19 protein-coding genes and 2 tRNA genes are annotated in these 21,327 nt (G+C 43.5%); 1 reads left to right on the forward strand and 20 read right to left on the reverse strand.

Annotation, left to right across the window (positions count from 1 at the left end; genetic code table 11):
- Positions 1 to 154 precede the first annotated feature (154 nt).
- Both WMO62_RS10115 and WMO62_RS10120 read right to left on the reverse strand, forming a co-directional pair.
- On the reverse strand, positions 155 to 1,165 hold the full coding sequence (locus WMO62_RS10115; RefSeq protein WP_349144577.1) for a peptidylprolyl isomerase: 1,011 nt from the start codon (positions 1,163 to 1,165) through the stop codon (positions 155 to 157).
- Positions 1,155 to 2,012 (reverse strand): Cof-type HAD-IIB family hydrolase, encoded by an 858-nt coding sequence (locus WMO62_RS10120; RefSeq protein WP_349144578.1) that lies wholly within the window; start codon positions 2,010 to 2,012, stop codon positions 1,155 to 1,157. Before WMO62_RS10120 ends, WMO62_RS10115 begins: the two co-directional genes overlap by 11 nt.
- A 190-nt stretch (positions 2,013 to 2,202) precedes the next feature.
- Between WMO62_RS10120 and WMO62_RS10125 the strand changes: the two genes are divergently transcribed.
- Entirely contained in the window at positions 2,203 to 2,514 is a 312-nt protein-coding gene (locus WMO62_RS10125; protein WP_349144579.1) for a hypothetical protein, read from the forward strand.
- A gap of 87 nt (positions 2,515 to 2,601) precedes the next feature.
- On the opposite strand, the gene pdxR is transcribed toward WMO62_RS10125, so the two are convergent.
- From pdxR to WMO62_RS10215, 18 genes are all read right to left on the reverse strand, one after another.
- Positions 2,602 to 3,999, reverse strand: a complete 1,398-nt coding sequence (gene pdxR, locus WMO62_RS10130) for a MocR-like pyridoxine biosynthesis transcription factor PdxR (protein ID WP_349144580.1) — start codon at positions 3,997 to 3,999, stop codon at positions 2,602 to 2,604.
- 89 nt (positions 4,000 to 4,088) lie between these two features.
- Positions 4,089 to 5,756, reverse strand: coding sequence for a glutamine--tRNA ligase/YqeY domain fusion protein (locus WMO62_RS10135; protein ID WP_349144581.1), 1,668 nt, complete (start codon positions 5,754 to 5,756; stop codon positions 4,089 to 4,091).
- Positions 5,757 to 5,946: 190 nt separating this feature from the next.
- A tRNA-Thr gene (locus tag WMO62_RS10140) sits at positions 5,947 to 6,019 on the reverse strand.
- 90 nt (positions 6,020 to 6,109) lie between these two features.
- Positions 6,110 to 7,792, reverse strand: coding sequence for a hypothetical protein (locus tag WMO62_RS10145; RefSeq protein WP_349144582.1), 1,683 nt, complete (start codon positions 7,790 to 7,792; stop codon positions 6,110 to 6,112).
- Between the two features lie 16 nt (positions 7,793 to 7,808).
- Positions 7,809 to 8,549 carry a 23S rRNA (guanosine(2251)-2'-O)-methyltransferase RlmB gene (rlmB, locus tag WMO62_RS10150; protein WP_349144583.1) on the reverse strand — a complete coding sequence of 247 codons (741 nt, stop codon included), beginning with the start codon at positions 8,547 to 8,549 and terminating at the stop codon, positions 7,809 to 7,811.
- Positions 8,546 to 8,977 carry a Mini-ribonuclease 3 gene (locus tag WMO62_RS10155; RefSeq protein WP_118596700.1) on the reverse strand — a complete coding sequence of 144 codons (432 nt, stop codon included), beginning with the start codon at positions 8,975 to 8,977 and terminating at the stop codon, positions 8,546 to 8,548. Before WMO62_RS10155 ends, rlmB begins: the two co-directional genes overlap by 4 nt.
- Positions 8,962 to 10,368, reverse strand: coding sequence for a cysteine--tRNA ligase (gene cysS / locus WMO62_RS10160; protein WP_349144597.1), 1,407 nt, complete (start codon positions 10,366 to 10,368; stop codon positions 8,962 to 8,964). The genes WMO62_RS10155 and cysS overlap by 16 nt, the downstream gene beginning before the upstream one ends.
- Positions 10,369 to 10,466: 98 nt before the next feature.
- Positions 10,467 to 11,318 carry a GNAT family N-acetyltransferase gene (locus WMO62_RS10165; protein WP_349144584.1) on the reverse strand — a complete coding sequence of 284 codons (852 nt, stop codon included), beginning with the start codon at positions 11,316 to 11,318 and terminating at the stop codon, positions 10,467 to 10,469.
- Positions 11,303 to 11,848, reverse strand: a complete 546-nt coding sequence (gene ispF / locus WMO62_RS10170) for a 2-C-methyl-D-erythritol 2,4-cyclodiphosphate synthase (RefSeq protein WP_349144585.1) — start codon at positions 11,846 to 11,848, stop codon at positions 11,303 to 11,305. Before ispF ends, WMO62_RS10165 begins: the two co-directional genes overlap by 16 nt.
- Positions 11,849 to 11,862: 14 nt before the next feature.
- Positions 11,863 to 12,726 carry an alpha-1,2-fucosyltransferase gene (locus tag WMO62_RS10175; protein ID WP_349144586.1) on the reverse strand — a complete coding sequence of 288 codons (864 nt, stop codon included), beginning with the start codon at positions 12,724 to 12,726 and terminating at the stop codon, positions 11,863 to 11,865.
- Positions 12,727 to 12,784: 58 nt separating this feature from the next.
- Positions 12,785 to 12,858: transfer RNA gene (locus tag WMO62_RS10180), tRNA-Met, on the reverse strand.
- Positions 12,859 to 12,938: 80 nt separating this feature from the next.
- On the reverse strand, positions 12,939 to 14,873 hold the full coding sequence (gene thrS, locus WMO62_RS10185) for a threonine--tRNA ligase (RefSeq protein ID WP_349144587.1): 1,935 nt from the start codon (positions 14,871 to 14,873) through the stop codon (positions 12,939 to 12,941).
- 301 nt (positions 14,874 to 15,174) lie between these two features.
- Positions 15,175 to 16,695 carry an oligosaccharide flippase family protein gene (locus WMO62_RS10190; protein WP_349144588.1) on the reverse strand — a complete coding sequence of 507 codons (1,521 nt, stop codon included), beginning with the start codon at positions 16,693 to 16,695 and terminating at the stop codon, positions 15,175 to 15,177.
- Positions 16,695 to 17,204 carry an SEC-C metal-binding domain-containing protein gene (locus tag WMO62_RS10195; RefSeq protein WP_118717324.1) on the reverse strand — a complete coding sequence of 170 codons (510 nt, stop codon included), beginning with the start codon at positions 17,202 to 17,204 and terminating at the stop codon, positions 16,695 to 16,697. The genes WMO62_RS10190 and WMO62_RS10195 overlap by 1 nt, the downstream gene beginning before the upstream one ends.
- A gap of 69 nt (positions 17,205 to 17,273) precedes the next feature.
- On the reverse strand, positions 17,274 to 18,278 hold the full coding sequence (locus WMO62_RS10200) for an acyltransferase (RefSeq protein WP_349144589.1): 1,005 nt from the start codon (positions 18,276 to 18,278) through the stop codon (positions 17,274 to 17,276).
- Positions 18,278 to 19,861 carry a hypothetical protein gene (locus WMO62_RS10205; RefSeq protein WP_349144590.1) on the reverse strand — a complete coding sequence of 528 codons (1,584 nt, stop codon included), beginning with the start codon at positions 19,859 to 19,861 and terminating at the stop codon, positions 18,278 to 18,280. Before WMO62_RS10205 ends, WMO62_RS10200 begins: the two co-directional genes overlap by 1 nt.
- A 5-nt stretch (positions 19,862 to 19,866) precedes the next feature.
- Positions 19,867 to 20,862, reverse strand: coding sequence for a glycosyltransferase (locus WMO62_RS10210; protein WP_349144591.1), 996 nt, complete (start codon positions 20,860 to 20,862; stop codon positions 19,867 to 19,869).
- The coding region (locus tag WMO62_RS10215; protein ID WP_349144592.1) for a Gfo/Idh/MocA family protein at positions 20,859 to 21,327 on the reverse strand (469 nt) is incomplete at its 5' end. The genes WMO62_RS10215 and WMO62_RS10210, both read right to left, overlap by 4 nt.

The raw sequence follows: 21,327 nt of genomic DNA on the forward strand, positions 1-21,327 counted from the left end.
AGACGCTGTGTGACTTGAAGCGAACGTAGTGAGCTTTGTGTATCGGCTGGTGCGTACACAGTATGTGTACGTATCCAGACGATGCACGATGCTTACTATGTCCGATTCACGTCATACGAGCTTACATATCCCCCACCCTGTGTCCTTAGCAGTCTTATTCAAAGTATTCCTGGTACACTTCAAAGAAATTACTGGTTGTGACGGTGTCGTAATCTGTGAATTTGATATTATCCCACATTCTCTGCTGAAATTCGGAGATGGTGTCTTCCATCAGGTCAGAGTAGATGGCATGGAATCTTTCAGTTTTTCGCTGGCGGGCAACTTTTTCTTTATTTGCCTCGGATTCGGACTCCATATAGGTATTCAGGCATTTGAGAATGTAATAGCCGTTGTTGTCGGCAAAGACATCGCTGATTTCGTCATTTCCAAGATTAAAGGCTACCTCTTCGTAGGTCTGATCCTTATCGCCTCTGGCAATGGTGATGGTTGTCTGAGATGCCTTGGAATAATTGGCCGCCAGGCTCTCGAAGTCTTCTCCATTGTCCAGCTTGTTCTTAAGTTCCTTAGCCTGGTTTTCCTCCGGCACGAAGATCTGCTGGATCTGAATGATCCGTGCTTCATCATCGCTGATCTCTACTGCCTCATCACCGGTGATCTGCTCATAAGCCTTATCTGCCAAACAGTAATCTTCATACATGGTCTGGATCTCTTCCTGGCTGACTTTCAGTGCTGATACTTCTTCCTCGCTAAGCGAAGTAAAATATTCCTTTGCTGCTTCTGCTACCTTCTGTTTTTCAGAATCAGTCAAGGCGATCTCCCGTTCATCTGCCAGAAGAACCATGCTTTTCACCTGGGACAGCTGGGATACCACCTGATTTTTCAGGTATTCTTCCAGGGTCATATCTCCCACATTGTGGTCCCACATCTCGATGCCATAGACATTTTCATACTGATTTTTCTCGTTGCACAGATATACCAGCGCTTCCGATAATTTACAGGTCTCACTGCCGATCCGGAACAGTTCATTGGATGCAAGACCTGTCGTGACCACGATCTTTGTATCGGAACATCCGGTCAGCAGACCGACACTTATAGCCATGATAAGTCCTGCAGCCGCCATGGCAGCCACTGTACGTCTTCCGGTTCTTCGTCCTCTATTCTGCATGATTCACCTCCGAAGTGTCGCTTCCTGTTCCTTCCGGGTCTTCCAGAAAAGCTTCTTCATTTTCCAGAATTCGCTTCAGAACTGCAAGTACACCATCCACCTTCCAGGATGCCACCTGATAATGGGCTGCTGCTTTCACATCCGGGTGAGACAGTTCTGATGCAAAACTATAATGCGCCTGCTTAAGCATGGACATATCATTAAAATTATCACCGAATACAACCGTCTCTTCCGGACTGGCACCTGTCTGCTGCTGAATCCAGGCAACCGCTTTTCCCTTGGTCGCTTCCTGCAAATTAATATCCACCCAGCGGTCCCCGGAAATATTTACACTGAAGCGATCGCCCCATCGTTTATTTACTTCCTTATAGATATCTATAGCTCCATCCGGGCAGTAGATAGCCATTTTAATACTTTTATCTGCATAGGCTTCCAGATCCTCTACCACACTTTTATTTCCTTTGTAGCCTCCCAGAACGCCTTCGCTGAACGTTTCATCTTTCGCATCTGTATAGAATCCATCTACTGCGGAAAACATCACATAGCACCCTTCCATTTTCCGGGCTTCATACAGAAGTTCGCGAAGCTCCTTTGCCGGAAGATACAGCGCCCTCTCTTCTTTTCCATTTTTTTCAATACAGGCTCCATTGTCCGACACGTAATAGATTCTTTCACTGACAGGCTGAAATACCGCATGAATACTGCTGGCATGGCGGCCGCTGGCTGCTACAAAGGCGATCCCCTTTTCTGTAAGTTTTTTGATCACTTCCAGATATTCTGGATTAAGATCTGTATTTCCTTCCGGAACCAGCGTTCCATCAATATCACTGACGATCAATTTTATCATAAACTATGTTCTCCATTGTTTTTCTGATTTATTTTTGCCAAATACAACGTTATTCTACCTTGTAAGTACAATTTTTGCAAACCCCCACGATCATTTTTCTAAATATTTAATAATTTTGTACTTTCAAAGCAGCGCATTTTATATTAAAATAGTGTAGAATAAATTTGCACGAAGAAAGGGGCAATTTTCTATGAAAAAAGCAGTGAAGATTTTTACAGCCATTACCGCAGCAGCCGTTGCTGTGGCAGGAGCCGTTTATGTAGTACGCAAGTTCTTCTTACACGATGACGAGCTGGAAGAGTTTGATGACGAAGAGCTGTTTGAAGACGAAGATGATGACAGTGATGACGATGGCATCGAAGCTTTTGATGATGAGTCCGAGATCTTCGAAGACGAAGCAAAAGAAGCTGACAAGGCTGACGCCGAGAAAGCTGAAGATACTTCCGAGAGTTCTGAAGAACCAGCTGAAGACGCTGTTGCTGAAGACAGCACTGAAAAATAATGAAGATTCCAGGAAGGAGCTGCTGTTCCATAGATGAGCATCTGATATGCTACCACATCTATAGAGCAACAGCTCCTTTTATATTCGCTATGCCAGCCACGCCTGTTCCAGCAGCCGGACTCCTTCTCTGATCTCTTCTTCTGAAAGTGTCGCATAACCAAGGATCACCGTCGGCGGGTAATCTGCCTCATTTACACAGTATTCGGACAGAGGGTAGACCTTGATGCCCGCCTGTCTGGCTCGTCGAATCAGTTCCTGCTCCGTCAGATGACCGTCCATCTGCAGCAGAATATGAACTCCTGAATGATCTCCCAACACCTGTCTTACACCACGCATTTTCCTGATCTCACTCATGAGCACGTCATGCTTACTCTTATAGAGAGCACGCATCTTATTCAGATGCCTCTCATAATAGCCCTTTTCCATAAAAAGCTGCAGCACCCGCTGATCCAGTCTGGATACGGTACTGGAAAATACATTATCGATCCGTCTGTAGGTCTCCAGAAGGCTCTCCGGCAGCACCAGATAACTGATACGGATGGCAGGCGCAATGGATTTGGAAAAGGTTCCAAGATAGATCACACAGCCGCTCCGGTCATTTCCCTGCAGGGAAGGAATGGGTTTTCCAATATAACGAAACTCACTGTCGTAATCATCTTCAATCAGATATCTGCCAGGCTTCTCTTCTGCCCAGCGCAGCAGCTCCTGCCGCCGCTTGATAGGCATGACAATTCCCAGCGGATACTGATGAGAAGGCATCACATAGGCAATGTCCGCACCACTCTCTTTCAGCTTTTCAACATTCATGCCAAACTTATCCATAGATACCGTCCGACAATCATAACCAAGCTTCTGGAACACATCCCATGCATGTCGATAAGTAGGACTCTCCATGGCAATCTTATGATCCATCCCAAGAATCCGGGACAACAGCATGAGCAGATAGTCATTTCCAGCTCCCACGATCACCTGCTCCGGCTGCACATGAACTCCACGGGCCTGATGAAGATAGGAACTGATCACCTCTCTGAGTTCCCATTCTCCGCTGGCTTCCCCCAGCAGAAAGAGATCGCTCTCATCCTGCTGCAGCACTTCCCGGTTCAGCTTCCGCCAGGCTGCAAAGGGAAAATGCTTCAGATCAATTCCATTTGGCGTAAAATCATAGCGATATGTATTGAGTTCCGGCTCTACTACCCGCTCCGGCTTCACCGGTGCTGTATCCAGTCGATACAGTGCTTCCATCTGACACACAAAATAACCCTTACATGGAATGGCTTCAATATACCCTTCAGACAACAGCTGCTCATAGGCAAGCTGGGCGGTACTCCGGCTCACATCCAGGTGAGACGCCAGCAGACGGGTGGACGGCAGACGCTCCCCGCACTTTAACGTTCCTTTGCGAATCTCATCCCGGATATATTCGTAAATCTGCTCATACAATGTTTTCGTGGATCTTGGATCCAGATTCATGGTGATCTCGTACATATTTTATAAAAAAGCCGAAGGAAGCATAAGTTTCTCCTGCAAAACCCTCACTCCTTCGGCTTATCCTCTTATCTTATTCTATAGCAACATCAGTCTTTCTTCGGCAGCTTGAAAGAACTCTTCAGTGATACAATCCGGTTAAATACCAGCGCATCCGGTCTGGAATCCTTTACATCCACACAGAAGAATCCGTTTCTTACGAACTGGAAGCTGTCATAAGCCTGTACATCTTTCAATGCCGGCTCCAGCTTTGCCTGTACAACAGTCAGAGAATTCGGATTGATATTCATGGTTCCATCTTCGTTATATACACCCTTTTCCTCGTCGATCAGGTTCTCATAGAGACGAACTTCAGCATCAACTGCAAAGGTTGCCGGTACCCAGTGAATGGTTCCCTTTACTTTACGTCCGGTGAATCCGCTGCCTGCCTTGGTCTCCGGATCATAGGTACAATGTACAACTGTTACGTTGCCATTCTCATCCTTCTCAAAGCTTACGCATTTTACAAAATATGCATGCATCAGACGCACTTCGTTGCCCGGGAACAGACGGAAATATTTCTTCGGCGGCTCTTCCATAAAGTCATCTCTCTCGATGTACAGCTCTCTGCAGAATGGAATCTGTCTGCTGCCAAGATCCTCATTTTCCAGATTGTTGGCTGCATCCAGATATTCAACCTCACCTTCCGGATAATTGTCGATCACTAGCTTGATCGGATCGAGCACTGCCATCATACGGGATCTCTTCATCTTCAGATCCTCGCGGATACAATACTCCAGCATTGCATAATCCACAGAACTGTTGCTCTTTGACACACCACACAGGTCTACGAACATCTTGATGGACTCCGGTGTAAAGCCTCTGCGGCGCAGCGCTGCGATGGATACCAGACGCGGATCATCCCAGCCGTCCACAGTACCGTCCTCTACCAGACGTTTGATATAACGCTTACCAGTTACCACATTGGTCAGATACAGCTTTGCAAACTCGATCTGACGAGGCGGATGCGGATACTCAAGCTCTCTTACCACCCAGTCATACAGCGGTCTGTGGTCCTCGAACTCCAGCGTACAGATGGAATGTGTAATACCCTCGATGGCATCCTCGATGGGATGAGCAAAGTCATACATCGGGTAAATGCACCATTTATCTCCGGTATTGTGATGGGACATATGAGCCACACGATAGATAACCGGATCACGCATATTCATGTTCGGAGAAGCCATATCAATCTTTGCACGGAGCACTTTCTCTCCATCCGCATATTTTCCGGCTTTCATATTCTCGAACAGCTCCAGGTTCTCTTCCACACTTCTGTCTCTGTATGGGCTGTTCTTACCCGGCTCGGTCAGAGTTCCGCGATACTCACGGATCTGCTCTGCAGTCAGGTCACACACATAAGCTTTTCCTTTTTTGATCAGCTTTACAGCTGCCTCATACATCTGGTCAAAATAGTTGGACGCAAAGAACAGACGGTCTTCCCAGTCAGCCCCCAGCCACTGGATATCTTTCTTGATCGCATCTACGAACTCCACCTTCTCTTTGGTCGGATTCGTATCATCAAAACGCATGTTGAACTTACCATTGTACTTCTGAGCCAGTCCATAGTTCAGCAGGATGGATTTTGCATGTCCAATATGCAGGTAGCCATTCGGCTCCGGAGGAAAACGGGTATGCACTGTGTCATACACACCTTCCGCAAGATCTTTTTCTATCTCAACTTCAATAAAATTCTTAGATACCACTTCATTCTCCATAACAGGATCCTCCTCGGTTAAAACTGTGATTAATCATAGCACATCAGACTGGCTGTTTGCAAGGCTTGCAACAGAAAAATAACCTCAAACTGCCTCTGCCAATCATAAATTATTTTATTTGATACATGTTGAATACTTTGCCAGAATTATGCAACACAAAAAAAGCCCTGTAAATACAGGGCTTTTAGAAAGCTGCTGACGGGAATCGGACCCGTGACCTCCGCACTACCAATGCGACGCTCTACCGCCTGAGCCACAGCAGCTTGTCGTGTTCTTGTCGCTCGCGACTTGATTATATTATCACAGCGTCCAACATATGTCAACAAAATTTTTAAACTTTTTTCAAACTTTTTTCAAAAATTTTCAGACCGAAATTTCCATATAGGAATTTTCTTGATTTCTCCAATCTGAACAGCCTGAACAGATGGGTCGAAATGTTCTTTCAGATATGTCCACATATCATCACAGTCATTTGCAATGTAATAGGTCTTTTCTCGTTCTAGCAACGCTCTTGCTGGATTAGGCACACCCAGATGATTCAAGCGCTCCTTGTTACATAATTGCGTAAAATCCCAATCACCAGCACATATATTATGCGCCATAAAATCCTCTGGTGCCATTTTCCCCTGTTGCATAAAATACTTCATAGGATTTTTTCTATGATCCCTCACATTCCAAATATAAATGGTATCTGAAGCATACAATTCTTCCCATGGCATATCTAATGCACCTGTCTGTGCCGTCCATAATGACTGATGCGGAACAAATTCCACGGATCCTAAGTGCCATACTATAATGGCTGAAAAAGCAAGCACGGCCACATCTTTCCAGATCTTTGGCTCATGCCGTCTATCTCTTTGGGGCATATACAGCATCAGCACTGTTCCCATCACAGCATACAGAACGGACTGCATAATCCTCTCGGGAAGACGCCCTACAAAAGACAGATATATCATTATAAGATAAGCTCCGATTCCCGCAAAGAATAATTCCAGTTTATAATACCATGGTGCTCCGGAGAAGATAAACAACATTCCTACTATTCCAAGTGCAATACACCAGATTCGGAAATTAATCAGTCCATAAAATCTTGCAATCAGAGAATATGTTTTAGATACTAATTCTTTGATATCAAAACGAAACGCACTTATCTGACCTGCGGAAGCTATTTTATCACAATATTCTGCTGTAATCTGATCTGTATCTGCATACAAATAATTTTGTAGACTTTCATAGTCGTTTCTGCTGATACTTGAAAGTTGCTCCCTCACTTCATCATATTCTTTCATTGGATAATCAACAATTCTGCTGACTTCATCGCAAAAGCTGACACTATCTTCATATTTTTCAGAATGCTTATATCCATAGTCCAGTGTTAATAATACTAAAACACTTAATACTACTGGCCAAAACACTTTACAACATTTTTTTATATATTGTAGCTTTTCTTTCTTTCCATGGGATGTGAATAGAAAGTTAATTCCTACGTCAAGTAAAATAAATGGAACAAACAAACAAAATCCACCAAGACGCCACATCAATCCACAACACAAGAAAAAAGTGCCTGTTAAAATCCATTTTTTATTGTAATCTACTCCTTTCAGAGCACAAAGCAGCCAGATCATTCCAACAAAAGAAAGGAAAGCTGACCAGACCATAAAAAAATCCGAGAACAGGTTCATCTCTATAATTAGGAAAAAGAACATTGCTCCCCAGAAAAGCCGCTCACTCCAGTGTTCAAAATGTAATGCTATAAAATAACTGACAGCTCCAATTCCTACTAGCAAAACCGCTTTTGTCAACATCAAAAATCCATCTGCATCTGGAAACAGTTGCCCTAAAAATGTCGAAACCCAACACACTACGGGATTCAAAAACATATTATAGCCATCTTCCGCGTACACCTGATTTATCATCATAGATGTACAATAATTGTCTATATTAGTATAAATTGGTTGGAACAGACTGAACAGTTCTGCCAGAAGCATCATTCCAATGGCATAGAGCCAACAATCCGCATTTTTTCTATTTTCCATAAAATGTCCCTAACATCTATCCTATACGCTGACGCACGATCTCATAAGCCAGCACTCCTGCTGCCACAGAAGCGTTCAGGGAGTCAATCTCACCTTTCATAGGAATAGATGCAACGAAGTCACATTTCTCCTTTACCAGGCGGCTGACGCCGTCTCCTTCGTTTCCGATCACCAGACCGATAGGTCCTGTCAGATTCAGATCATACATGGTTGTTCCGCCCATATCTGCACACACAAACCACATACCTTTTTCCTTCAGTTCTTCAATCGTAGCATTTAAATTAGTCACCTTTGCCACCGGCGTATAATTAAGAGCTCCTGCAGAAGTTCTGGCAACGGTTGCCGTCAGACCCACCGCACGTCTCTTCGGAATAATCACTCCATGTGCACCTGCCAGATTCGCAGTACGAATAATGGCTCCCAGATTATGAGGATCTTCAATGTCATCCAGCAGGAATAAGAATGGCGGCTCACCCTTTTCCTCTGCCAGCTTCAGCATGTCCTCCACCTCTGCGTAAGCATAAGCTGCAGCTGATGCGATCACACCCTGATGCTTGCCTGTCTCTGACATCTGATCCAGACGTTCCTTTGCCACAAAATTCACCAGAGTATCATGTTTTCTTGCTTCTCTTAAAATGCTGTTGATTGGACCGTCCTGACAGCCCTTCAGCACATAGACGCGGTCGATGGTCTTTCCAGAACGGAAAGCCTCCATAACGGCATTGCGTCCTTCTATGGTCATTTCTTCGTATCTCACGGCATTCCCTCCGTTCTCTCCATGCCAAGCTTCACAAGGTCGATCAGGCGCTTCATCTGATGATTCAGATACAGATATCCCATCAGTGCCTCAAAGCCCGTAGCGTGGCGATAATCGTGCATGGTCGCATGTTTTGCCATGCTGACCGTCTTGGCATTGCGTCCTCTCTTATAGACTGCCAGTTCTTCTTCTGTCAGATCTTCAAGGATGGCTTCCATCATAGCTGCCTGGGCAGATGCCTTTACATAGGTACTTGTTTTCTTATGAAGTGCGTTGGCCTGCCGGTTTCCCTGGCCGACCACCGCGGTACGAATCACCAGTTCATAGATCCCGTCACCAATATACGCCAGCACCAGCGGCGAATAGGATTTAACATCTACGTCCGGCAGTTCAAACTGTTCTTTTAGATAAGTTAAGCTCTCTTCCATTTTACTCCTTCACGGGTATCTTCCAGAATGATGCCCTTCTCCAGAAGCTCATTACGGATCTCATCAGCTCTTGCAAAGTTCTTTGCCTTTCTTGCGTTCTGACGCTCCTGAATCAGATTCTCAATATCTGCATCCAGCAGTTCTGCCTTCTTCTCAGTGATCAGTCCAAGAATATCGCACAGATCCTGGATCATTTTCTTCAAAGCATCCACAAATGCTTTGCTGCTTCCTTCTCCTGCATTGGTATTTGCAAATTTAACCAGATCAAATATAGCTGCAATGGCATCAGCTGTATTGAAGTCATCATCCATAGCCTCATCGAAATTCTCCTGGAATTTCTTAGCCTCTTCCACCTTCAGAGTTTCCTCCTCCGTCAGTTCCTGTGCAGATGCATGCTCAGAGAGGAATTTCAGATTATCGACAGCAGTCTGGATACGCTCCAGAGCACTTCTGGAAGACTCCATCAGCTCTGCACTGAAATTCAGCGGACTTCTGTAATGTGCGTTCAGCATGAAGAAACGAAGCACCTGCAGATCATATTTCTCGCTGATTTCACGAACGGTAAAGAAGTTGCCCAGAGATTTGGACATCTTGCGGTTATCAATGTTCAGGAATGCATTGTGCATCCAGTAATGAGAGAACTCCTTGCCACTGCAAGCCTCGCTCTGTGCGATCTCGTTCTCATGATGCGGGAAGATCAGATCCTCTCCGCCGCCGTGGATGTCGATCTGCTCGCCCAGATATTTCTTGGACATGACAGAGCACTCAATGTGCCAGCCTGGACGACCCTGTCCCCACGGGGACTCCCAGTACGGCTCTCCTTCTTTTTTCGGCTTCCACAACACAAAATCCAGCGGATCTTCCTTCTCATCCTTACCAGATACTAAAAGAGAACGCTTGCCGCCTTCCAGTTCATCAATATTTTTATGAGAAAGCTTTCCATACTCAGCAAATTTACGGGTACGATAATAAACCGTTCCATTTACTGCATACGCATAACCTTTTTCGATCAGTGTGGAGATCATATCGATCATTCCATCAATCTCCTGAGTTGCCAGCGGATGGGTGGTAGCCGGTTTGATGTTCATGCCAGCCATGTCCTTCTTGCACTCTGCAATATATCTCTGAGAGATCTCCTCTGCTGATACACCCTCTTCATTGGCTTTTTTGATGATCTTGTCATCCACGTCAGTAAAGTTGGATACAAAGTTCACATCATACCCTTTTGCTTCCAGATAACGGCGAACCGTATCAAATACGATCATTGGTCTGGCATTTCCAATATGAATAAAGTTATACACGGTCGGACCGCATACATACATGCGGACCTTACCATCTTCCAGAGGAATGAAATCCTCCTTTTTTCTTGTCAGTGTGTTATAAATGCGAATCATTATGGTCTCTCCTCTTTCTTTTCTACGGACACATTAATCACTTAAAACAGAATAATCAAAAAAAATGTGGATGTCAATATTCTCTTTCCTGTATCCTATACTACTTCCGACAGGCATATCCTAAAGCTCTCAAAAATCATAGCCGTTAGTTCCCCTACCGTCAGTTCCAAATCTATCTGTACTGGTACTTCTTCCAATTTTTCCGCCTTGCTGCTGTTCGATCCCATCCTCCAGCAGAAATATCCGTTATTTTCTTCTATCACTTCATCCTTCACGTGAAGCCAGATCGTCTTCTCTTCTCTGGAAGAAGTAAGCCTTAACATCTGCTCCACATTGGTGATCCGTGCCATAAATGGCGGCATCTCATCCATAGGAGCTTCCCCCACTTCCGCCAGATGCTCTGCCTTCAGATTTTCCATATAACGGGCATCTCGCTTACAGAATAACTGATATCTTGATGCCAGATACCGGTTCTGTCCATCTGCATCTAAATGCGTCACCCTCATAGGTAACTCGGTGAATGGACTGATCCACACAAAATCAAATGGTGTGTAGATGCTTTCACTGGCAGGCATCAGGAAGGTAAATGGCATCTTGTCTGCTGCCATCTGTTGAAGTGCCGTCTCCAACAGCAATCGCATATATCCTCTGTGCCGATAATCCTTCAATGTTGCCACTGCCACAATATAATTGGACGAGACTTCATATCCATTGACGATCATTGTATACGGATTCAGATGCACCATGGATACATACTGTTCATCCTCCCACAATGCATAGATCTGATTATCCCGGATCTTGTATTCATAATAAAAATCCACAAACTTCTGACTGTCTTCCGAGAAAACCGTCTGATACAATGTCCTTGTTTTCTGTCGTTCTTCTTTTGTCAACAACATAGGTTCCGGCATCTCATGTTCTTCCAGTTCTCTTATTTCCGCTGGCATCCGCAACACCCCTCACAGCTTCTTCTGGTTGCCGCAATATCCTCATCAATATAAGCAGTGATCGGCATCAGCGAACAGATTGCCTGAGAAGAGATTCCTTCACCAGTTCCGGTAAATCCAAGTCCCTCTTCTGTAGTCGCCTTGATATTTACCTGACTCTCATCAATATGCAAGGTCTCCGCTACATTTTTTACCATCTGTGGAATATGTGGAGCCATCTTCGGACGTTGTGCAATGATTGTTGCATCCAGATTCACGATCTGATAATTATGTTCCTCCAGTAGTTCTCCCACATGCTCCAGCAGTTTGATACTGGAAATACCTTTATATTTATCGTCTGTATCTGGGAAATGCTTACCAATATCTCCCAGTGCAGCAGCTCCCAGCAGTGCATCCATAATTGCATGTAAAAGCACATCTGCATCCGAATGTCCCAGAAGCCCCTTTTCATAAGGAATTGTAACTCCGCCAAGAATCAGATCACGTCCCTCTACCAGACGGTGTACATCGTAACCCATTCCAACACGCATGGTCGTTCCTCCTTCTAAATACTACTCATTTTTACCCAATCAACTGGAATTACATCTATTTTTTCTTCCACTTCCTGATTGATCCATTTATTCGGTGCTATCACTGTTTTTTCTTTATTCTGATTTAACCAGGCTCCCCACCAGCTGAATGAACTGTTTGCAACAATATTATGTTTGCACAGACTCATAAGCTGCATATCCCTGAAACTATCTTTCCCACTGTTTCCTTCCACGATTACGCAATCATCTTCCGGAAAATTATTTTTTGCCCACTCAATATCATTTGAAAAAATATAGAACTTTGCTTTTCCCCTATATTTTTCCCTAAAAAACTGCATTGCCTGTTCATAATAATGCGGTGTACATATTCCCTGCAAATAAGAATAGTTCAGATAATCTCCACGTCTTACATGAACGCTTACAGAATAATTCTGACTGATCTGCTCCGCATAACGTTTCTGAACATCTGTATTGAATTCAGGAAATCGATAGGTGTTCAGAATCTTGTCCTTAATATCCGCAAAATACCGTTCACTTTGCCAGAACCCTTCCAGATAGTAGCCATCCATCTTCAGAACCTGTTCGTCGAAAACATAAGATTCATTACTGTAAAATGTTTTTTTACAAAAAGGCATCTTCTTCAGAAAATTTGTCAGATGATTCTCTTTACGATATCCAAGCGATTTAATTTCTCTCACGCTGGCATATGGACACTCTATCCCAAATACACGATCAAGCTCAAAATCATTGTGCACATGATGTTCCGCATATTTCGTCACATCAATTTTCACTTCCCGGCCCAGACTTTCCTGTTTCAGTGCAAGTGCATACTGAAACATCTGGTTTCCAAGCCCACCATCGATCCAAATGATATTCATGAATTTATCTCCGTATACAAAAATAGCTTCCTAAAGTCTTAACCTTAGGAAGCTGTAGTAGCGAGAGGGGGATTCGAACCCTCGACACCACGGGTATGAACCGTGTGCTCTAGCCAACTGAGCTATCTCGCCATATGAGTCGGTGTCTCGCAACCGACTCCGTTATCTTACCAAAAGATCTTCCAGTTGTCAACAACTTTTTACAACTTTTTTTATTTTTCTTCAGAAACCTCTTTGACACGATTTACTTTCGTTTCAATCTCTTTCTGAATATCAGAGATAAATGCATCCAGACTCTTAGTTCCCTCATCACCAGCAGCACGGCTTCTGACTGCGACAGTTCCGTCTTCTTCCTCTTTCTGGCCTACGACCAGCATATACGGAATCTTTGCCTGCTGAGCCTCACGAATCTTGTATCCGATCTTCTCAGATCTGGTATCCAGCTCTACACGAATGCCTGCCTCGTCCAGCTTTTTCTTTACATTCTCTGCGTAATCCATATATTTTTCAGAGATCGGCAGTACTTTTACCTGTACCGGAGCCAGCCAGGTCGGGAATGCTCCTGCAAAATGCTCAATCAGAATACCGATAAATCTCTCAATGGAACCAAATACAACACGATGGATCATGATCGGACGATGTTTCTCTCCATCTGCTCCGATGTATTCCAGTTCAAATCTCTGCGGAAGCTGGAAATCAAGCTGGATCGTACCACACTGCCAGGTTCTGCCGATACAGTCTACCAGATGGAAGTCGATCTTCGGACCATAGAATGCGCCGTCTCCCTCGTTTACTACATACGGAAGTCCGATCTCGTCCAGAGCACTTCTCAGTCCCTCTGTTGCCATCTCCCAGTCTTCGTCGCTTCCCATGGAATCTTCTGGTCTGGTGGACAGCTCTACATGATACTCAAATCCAAACAGAGAATATACCTCATTGATCAGGGCAACAACGCCTTTGATCTCATCTTTGATCTGATCCGGTGTCATGAAGATATGAGCATCATCCTGCGTAAAGCAGCGAACTCTCATAAGACCATGAAGCTGGCCGGATTTCTCATGACGGTGAACCAGACCCAGCTCACCTACACGAAGCGGCAGGTCACGGTAAGAACGCGGTTCAGATGCATATACAAGAACACCGCCTGGGCAGTTCATCGGTTTGATCGCATAATCTTCACCATCAATTACCGTTGTATACATATTGTTTTTGTAGTGATCCCAGTGTCCGGAAGTCTCCCAGAGACTTCTGTTGAGGATGATCGGGGTGGATACCTCTACATAGCCTGCTTTCTTATGGATCTGTCTCCAGTAATCAAGCAGTGTATTTTTCAGAACCATTCCCTTCGGAAGGAAGAACGGGAATCCCGGTCCTGCCTCATGCATCATGAAAAGACCCAGCTCTTTTCCGAGCTTTCTGTGGTCACGTTTCTTAGCCTCTTCCATCATGGTGATGTAAGCTTCCAGCTCTTCTTTCTTGCCAAATGCAGTTGCATAGAGACGGGTCAGCATCTTGTTGTGCTCATCACCTCTCCAATAAGCACCTGCAAGGCTCATGATCTTGAATGCTTTACCAACACCCTTGGTGCTCATCAAATGCGGTCCTGCACACAGGTCAACGAATTCTCCCTGGCTGTAAAAGCTGATTTCTTCACCTTCCGGCAGATCCTCAATCAGTTCTACTTTATACGGCTCGCCTTTTTCTTTCATGAAAGCAATCGCATCTTCTCTGGATTTTGTGAAACGCTCAATCTTCAGATCCTCTTTAATAATCTTTTTCATCTCTGCTTCAATCTTGCCGAAATCATCACTGGTCAACGGATCCTCAAACTCCATATCATAGTAGAAACCATCTGCGATAGACGGTCCGATTGCCAGCTTGGTGTTCGGATAGAGACGTTTTACAGCTTGTGCCATCACATGGCTTGCGGTATGGCGAAGTGCTGCCAGACCTTTCTCATCCTTTGCAGTCAGGATATTCAGCTCACAATCCTGCTCCAGAACGGTTCTCAGGTCAACGACCTCTCCATTTACCTCTCCGGCACAGGCTACACGTGCCAGACCTTCGCTCAGATCTTTTGCAATATCGATTACAGACATTGCCTGTGCATATTCTTTGACTGATCCATCTTTTAATGTAATCTTCATCTCATTCTTCCTCCTGATCATAAAATAAAAAGTCCCTGAACAGCTTGTTATTCAAAACTGTTCAGGGACGATAGACTCTTTACCGCGGTTCCACCCTTCTTGTGCTTGCACCTCTCATTTGACGATAACGGTGTCGGCCGGACTGTATTAAAGTCGCTCCAGGGTGGTGTTCATCTGATGTCCATATAAAGTGCTCGCACCTGATGCACTTCTCTCTGCATATTTTCAATCAGCTTACTGTTCCTGTCATGGTTTTATTGGTCTTCAATTGGCTCTTATTATAACATGTATGAAAATGGTGTCAAGGCTTCTTTTTAAGTAATCTGTCCAAAGGTCTTGTCACCAGTTTCTTTTCCGTCTCATTTAATCCAAGCATCCACATAAATACAGTAAATACTGCCATATAAGCAATTCCCTGACCAATCAGAGCTGCAAATCCTGTACTCGGGAAAAAGTGCTGCAATAATATCTCTATGATAATAATGGGAACAAATGCCGGTACAAACTTCAAAATCTGTACCCAGTAATATCTCATATCCAGACCGACATTTTTATGATAATAGATATTCATTACAATGCAGTCAAAAATAATCAATGTAATTGCTGTTCCAATTGCCGCTCCCTGAGCACCCCAGTATCTGATACACGGAATACTGATAAACACATTGCAGATTGCCATCGCAAAATATACAAAAGAACGAACTTTATGCATATTTTTTGCACGCATAATCTCCAGTGTAAGATTCTGAATCAAAGGAATCGTTGCCGGTATTATCAACAGAAGTGTTATCATATAGGAATATCCATAGTCTTTTCCTGCCCACAAAGCAATAAAGTTTCTTCCAAGAAAAACAAATCCCACAACTACCATAGAAAGCAGAATAAACTGCACCCGTCCTACTTTTGTCAACAATTCAGTAAGCAGGACATTATCATCATTATCTGCAACAATCCGATTCACCTGCGGAATAAATACATTGGATATAGTTGTCGACAACTGCATATACATGGTATTCAGCTGTCCGCCAACTCCATAAATTGCAACTGCCACCGTTCCGCTGAAACGACCCAGCAACACTTTATCCACATTCCAGTTAATCTGATCAGCAATCATATTCAGACATATAAAAATGGTAAATATCCACATTTCTTTCAGAAGCCTCCACTGGAAACCCCTGAATCGAATATGGACATTCAGATTCTTAAAGCAATACCACAGACTGGATGCAAGCTTTGCAATCGTCAATCCGGTAGTAACCAGTACCATCGCTATAGAGCCATATCCCATCAACAATAATGGTAACGTAATAAACGGATTAAATAAATACTGCAGAACCCTTAATACTCTCTGAAAGATAAATGCCTCATGCGCTGTAATGAAAGAATCAATTGCTCCAGCCGGAAATGTAAGCGCCAGATTAAATACCATTAAAGCAAGTAAAATTCTTGCTTTCGGATACTCATTTGCCGTCAATCCACTTCCAAATACCATCTGAATATTCTGTACGAGAACGATTCCACAAAACATACAGATTGCTGCAATAATCAGAAAAACTGTCAGATACATTCCATTAAAACTGGCAACTTTTTTTTCATCTCCATCTTTCTTGATTCTGGAATAGAACCTCATATATGAACTTCCGAATCCAAGGCTCAGCACATTCAGATATGACACCACTGACGCCACAAGCTGATACAGACCATATTCGCTCTGTCCCAGCAATCGGAGCATAATAGGTGTATACAAAATGCCAGATAAAATATGGATAATCTGTGCCAGATAGGAAAGAAGGACTCCTGCCTTCTTCTGATCCACCTTCATTATGCGTGTTTCTTTCCGCAGCACTGTTTGTATTTCTTACCACTGCCGCACGGACACGGATCGTTACGTCCAATCTTCGGTCCTTTTACGATGGTGCCGGACTTCTTCTGCTCCAGATACAGTTCATGTTTCTTCTCTTTATCGAAGATCTTGTCCCACTGCGGAAGCTCATACAGCCAATCCGCTTTTGCATCTACCATGTTCTTGTAGAGTTTCTCTTTATCAAATTTCAGACTGACAACAGTATCCTCTTCCATCTCTTCAATTGGATTAGCTTCCACAAGGCTCTCATTAATACCATCCAGGAATCCAGTCATCTCCATGATGCTTAAGCCATATTTTTCAGCCAGCTCTTTAACAGTTCCTTTTACTTCTACATCCGGCTCTTCCAGAAGCTTCTCATATACTCCCTTTTCCAGATTGAAATAATTTGCCCAGAATCTCTGAAGAGTTCCTCTGTCTTTGGTCTCATCATATGCGACTTTCTGCCATTCTTTTAATAATGCCATGTTTTTATCCATCCTTTACTTCTTAATACATTTTTATAAAATACTTCTCATAATATATAACATTTTCCGTTATTTTTCAATCTTAAAATACCGATCCAGCACCATATCCTCTATTTTTCCAACGGTACAGTTGCGCACTGTATTGATCACAAAACAGATTGCCAGCACAACCAGTGCGTAAACAGCCACCACAGCAAACAGATACCATACTGTTTCATATGCTTCTACCGTCACATACCCATTCAAAAACTTTCGCACGGTCCCTTCAAACACATAGCAAGCCAGTACATTTTGCGCCAGTTTATTGATAATGCCAGACTGAAGTTTCAGGCTCTTGAACCACAAGAAAATAAATATTGACGAAAATAAAATGGTAACGGAACAGTCTCTGGCGAAATTTCCGGTACAGGTTCCCCTAATAAGTGACAAAACCATATTCAGTACAAATGTGGCAGCCACACCTACATATGCCAGAATAGCAGCTTTACGCTTGGGAACTGCATCCTCTTTATACTTTCTGATATATCTTCCGATCAGATACATCAGAATCATATTTGCCAGACCCTTCCCGCTGTCCGCAGTTACATTGTCCGCGATGAAAAAGATGCTCGGAATCACGCTAAACACTGTCACACACAGAAGCAACAGCTTTTCGAATTCCTTCTTTTCCATCTTCTCCGGAATCTGGTTAATGTACGGAGCCAGAAGCATCAGTACAATATAGCAGGTCATAAACCAGTATCGTCTGGTGATTACCGGGAAAATAGCTTTTATCCAATCTGTTTTTGATATAGCGTCCCATCCCATGACCGTTGTACAGATGGTTGCGGTCAGCGAAAAGAATATCACTGTCAGATCCAGCTTTATAAGTCTTCTGGTATTCTTTTTGATTCCAAAATATCCGGAGATCAGCACAAAGCAGGAAACCCCACAGTTAAACAGTGCATTTTCAAACACTGCAAGCGCCATATTTCCGCCGTGTACCGTCTCCAGCATGCTTCCAAAGGTGTGCATATATACAATTCCAAACATGCATAAGATACGTAATAATTCTATACCGGATTTTCTGTTCATTACAATTCAACCTTATCTAAATATTTCTGGAAGACTTTTTGATCAGATATTTCATATACCCAGTACTCTTCCGTATCCAGTATCAGTTTCCAGTCTTCCTGCGGATCAAATAGTCCTTCAGTTCTTTCTTTTTCAAGAATTAAAGGAAATTCCCCTTCATGATATTCGAATGTAGCAGGAGTCAGCCAGTTTCGATTTTTCAGTTTATGATTCGGTCCATACGCCTGTACAATTCTCATATCCATCTTACCATTTGTTAATTCAGTCATCAGATTGCCTGATTTAAATGTTGAATATCCAAATGTGTAGTCACTGTCCATTAGTAAATCATATACAGAACGGAGGCCTTCATTTGTTGTGCTGCTGGCTATGGTATGATATTCCCTCATTCCCAACATTCCAATCACAATATAAATGCAAGTAAGACAAATGTACTGTTTTTTTATCGGAAACTTATCCAGCAATGCGAGCAGCAAAAAGACTGGCACCGTACTGCACATGATCCATCTGGCTTCCACCATATCAATTGCAATAAACAAAAACAAACTGACACTAAATATCGCTATCACAAATGCAGGCAGAAGTTGCTCTTCCTGTTCCAGGTTCTTCATTTTCACTGCCAGACGAATCAACACATAAATAATTGTACCCACCAGAACAATTGACAATGCGTTACAGATTCCACCAAGCGAAACCAGATCTTTTTCACCGGCATATCCGGTAACTGTTAATATGGCATTGAAAATATTCTGGAAATTTTCTGCAGTAAATACTTCCGGAAATTTCATTGCCCGATCCGTATCATATATATAAGTTTTACTCAGAATCAATATATTGACCAGATATCCCCCAAAGGCTGCTACACTCCAAATTAATGCTGACAATGCCCCCATAGGAATATCTAACAGATGGTTCCATTTTTTTCGTTCCTGCTGATTCCACCAGATCCAGAAAAAAGCCACAAGCAATGGTGCATATGTCAGTTCCAGATGTCTAAGTCCTTCCAGACTACTGACAAATGCAAGAACACTACCTGCAATTACAAGCATCCCTTTGGACTTAACACTTTTCTCTTTCTTGCAGATTCTAAGCGCCAATCCCAGTGTCACAAAACAAACCGATACAGCCGGAATGTAATATGCTTTCATGGCCAAAAACAGCCATGCTCTACTAACAGGTATCAGTAATAAAAACGCACTTTTCCAGAAACGTGCCGATGCCTTTTCAGAATCTATTCCACGCAGGCAAAAATAATAACATCCAAGGAAAATTCCACTAAGTATCATTTGTCCAACGATACGAACCACCTGGAAATTTGATGTAAAATGAAACAGTAAAGAATAGACCAACTGATTATTCAGAATTTCTATTTCTGTAGAACCTTTCCACGTGGATGAAATAATTTTTCCTTCTCGTGCTAATAATCTGGCATATACTAATTCTGAAGCATCATCAGAATTTATAAAATTAAAATAATATTTATGTGTCATCCATGCATTCAGCAAAATAATTGCCACCAGCATGACTTTTCCAAACAGAATAAAACATTTTTCTGTTTTTTCTTTACTCCAATTTAGTTTCACAAATGTTATTCACCTCTTTTAATAAATCGTTCCATCATTTCACTCAATTTTTTCGCATCAAATGTCTCAAAAAACTCTGCCTTTTCATAATCTCCTACTCCATCTCTGGCATAAAGGCAGTCTGCTGCCAGAATCGGTGCTCCCACAGATCTGGCTTCCAGAAGCGGCAGACCAATGGTTTCAATATAAGACGGAAATACCAGTACCGATCTGGCATATTGTGCAAACAAGTCTTCCCTTGACATCATTCCCACGAATCGGATCGGCAGCGTCTTCTCTTCCGCTTCTTTTTTCAATGCCCGAATCCCGTCGTTCTCGTCCCCGTTCAGAGTCCATACCGCTTCCCAGTCAGTGCATCCCCGCTTCTTCAGAAGTTCACAGGCTTTCAGAAATGTGCGGTGATTCTTATAGGCAGGAGGTCCTGCGGGGAAGAAAAACACCGCATGTCCTTCTTCCATGTGCCATGGATCCGTCTTCAGCATCTCCACAGGCGGGAACTTCACCTGTACCCGTTCTGCCGGGATCTTACATTGCCGGACGATCTCCTCCTTCATCCAGTTGGTCTGCACCAGCACCTGCTCTGCCCTGCGTATAGATTTCTTCATCATCCGCCCAAGGATCTGCTGACTGTACCATGGACGAAATGCCTCCTGCGGCCTGAACTTGTATTCAGAGAATGGAAGGGCATTATGTTCATAGACAATCTGCGGCACTCCCGCATGAGGAAGTTCGATATTCTGCAAGGACAACACCTTGTCCGCATGATATTTTTTCACCAGTTTATGCGCCAGCACCTGATCAAAATACATCCGATGAAGCGGACTCTTCTTGATCCACGGGAAATTCAGCACCTTGATATGGGGCTGTTCCTTCAGTTTGCAGACACTGAGCACGAAGATATACTCATTCTTTGTATCCTTACAGAACTCCTCATAGAAGCTGTTCAGTACAGTCAGTGCTCCTCCGCTGGATGCGGCCACATCATAGACTAGGATCCTCATGACTCTTTTACCTTCTGCATAGCTTTGATCAGTAGCTCCTGTCCACGGAATGCATCAGCAATCACCGTATTCTTCTCCTGTCCGCGGAGCACTTTACAAATATATTCATACTCTGCGTGAATACCCTTATCCTGCTTGAGCTTTTCTTTTACGGACTTGGTACTGCCGTATTTCTTCAACCGGATAAAGTTGTCCATCTCATAGACCGAACCATTGGACAGCACACGAAGCTGTTCCTTCGGATATTTCTTGGAGCCCATGGAAGAGTAGACAATATTTCCAATGGCACCTGATGCAAATCGAAGAGTAATCAGTACGTTATCATTCATCGGATAAGCATTGTTGGATGCAGCAGTTACTGTCAGATCCTCCAGATGACTTCCGTCCAGATACTGGATCAGATCCACAAAATGACATGCCTCGCCAAGAATCCTGCCGCCACCTGCTGCTTCATCATGTACCCAG

It is taken from the genome of Hominiventricola aquisgranensis, from assembly GCF_040096225.1.
In the GTDB taxonomy this organism is placed as follows: Bacteria; Bacillota; Clostridia; order Lachnospirales; family Lachnospiraceae; genus Hominiventricola; species Hominiventricola aquisgranensis.

Bases quoted from the DNA above. Each gene is read 5' to 3' on its own strand.
- WMO62_RS10115 (WP_349144577.1), bottom strand. From the start codon at position 1,165: ATGCAGAATAGAGGACGAAGAACCGGAAGACGTACAGTGGCTGCCATG.
- WMO62_RS10120 (WP_349144578.1), bottom strand. From the start codon at position 2,012: ATGATAAAATTGATCGTCAGTGATATTGATGGAACGCTGGTTCCGGAA.
- WMO62_RS10125 (WP_349144579.1), top strand. From the start codon at position 2,203: ATGAAAAAAGCAGTGAAGATTTTTACAGCCATTACCGCAGCAGCCGTT.
- pdxR (WP_349144580.1), bottom strand. From the start codon at position 3,999: ATGTACGAGATCACCATGAATCTGGATCCAAGATCCACGAAAACATTG.
- WMO62_RS10135 (WP_349144581.1), bottom strand. From the start codon at position 5,756: ATGGAGAATGAAGTGGTATCTAAGAATTTTATTGAAGTTGAGATAGAA.
- WMO62_RS10145 (WP_349144582.1), bottom strand. From the start codon at position 7,792: ATGGAAAATAGAAAAAATGCGGATTGTTGGCTCTATGCCATTGGAATG.
- WMO62_RS10155 (WP_118596700.1), bottom strand. From the start codon at position 8,977: ATGGAAGAGAGCTTAACTTATCTAAAAGAACAGTTTGAACTGCCGGAC.
- WMO62_RS10165 (WP_349144584.1), bottom strand. From the start codon at position 11,318: ATGCCAGCGGAAATAAGAGAACTGGAAGAACATGAGATGCCGGAACCT.
- ispF (WP_349144585.1), bottom strand. From the start codon at position 11,848: ATGCGTGTTGGAATGGGTTACGATGTACACCGTCTGGTAGAGGGACGT.
- WMO62_RS10175 (WP_349144586.1), bottom strand. From the start codon at position 12,726: ATGAATATCATTTGGATCGATGGTGGGCTTGGAAACCAGATGTTTCAG.
- thrS (WP_349144587.1), bottom strand. From the start codon at position 14,873: ATGAAGATTACATTAAAAGATGGATCAGTCAAAGAATATGCACAGGCA.
- WMO62_RS10190 (WP_349144588.1), bottom strand. From the start codon at position 16,695: ATGAAGGTGGATCAGAAGAAGGCAGGAGTCCTTCTTTCCTATCTGGCA.
- WMO62_RS10195 (WP_118717324.1), bottom strand. From the start codon at position 17,204: ATGGCATTATTAAAAGAATGGCAGAAAGTCGCATATGATGAGACCAAA.
- WMO62_RS10200 (WP_349144589.1), bottom strand. From the start codon at position 18,278: ATGAACAGAAAATCCGGTATAGAATTATTACGTATCTTATGCATGTTT.
- WMO62_RS10210 (WP_349144591.1), bottom strand. From the start codon at position 20,862: ATGAGGATCCTAGTCTATGATGTGGCCGCATCCAGCGGAGGAGCACTG.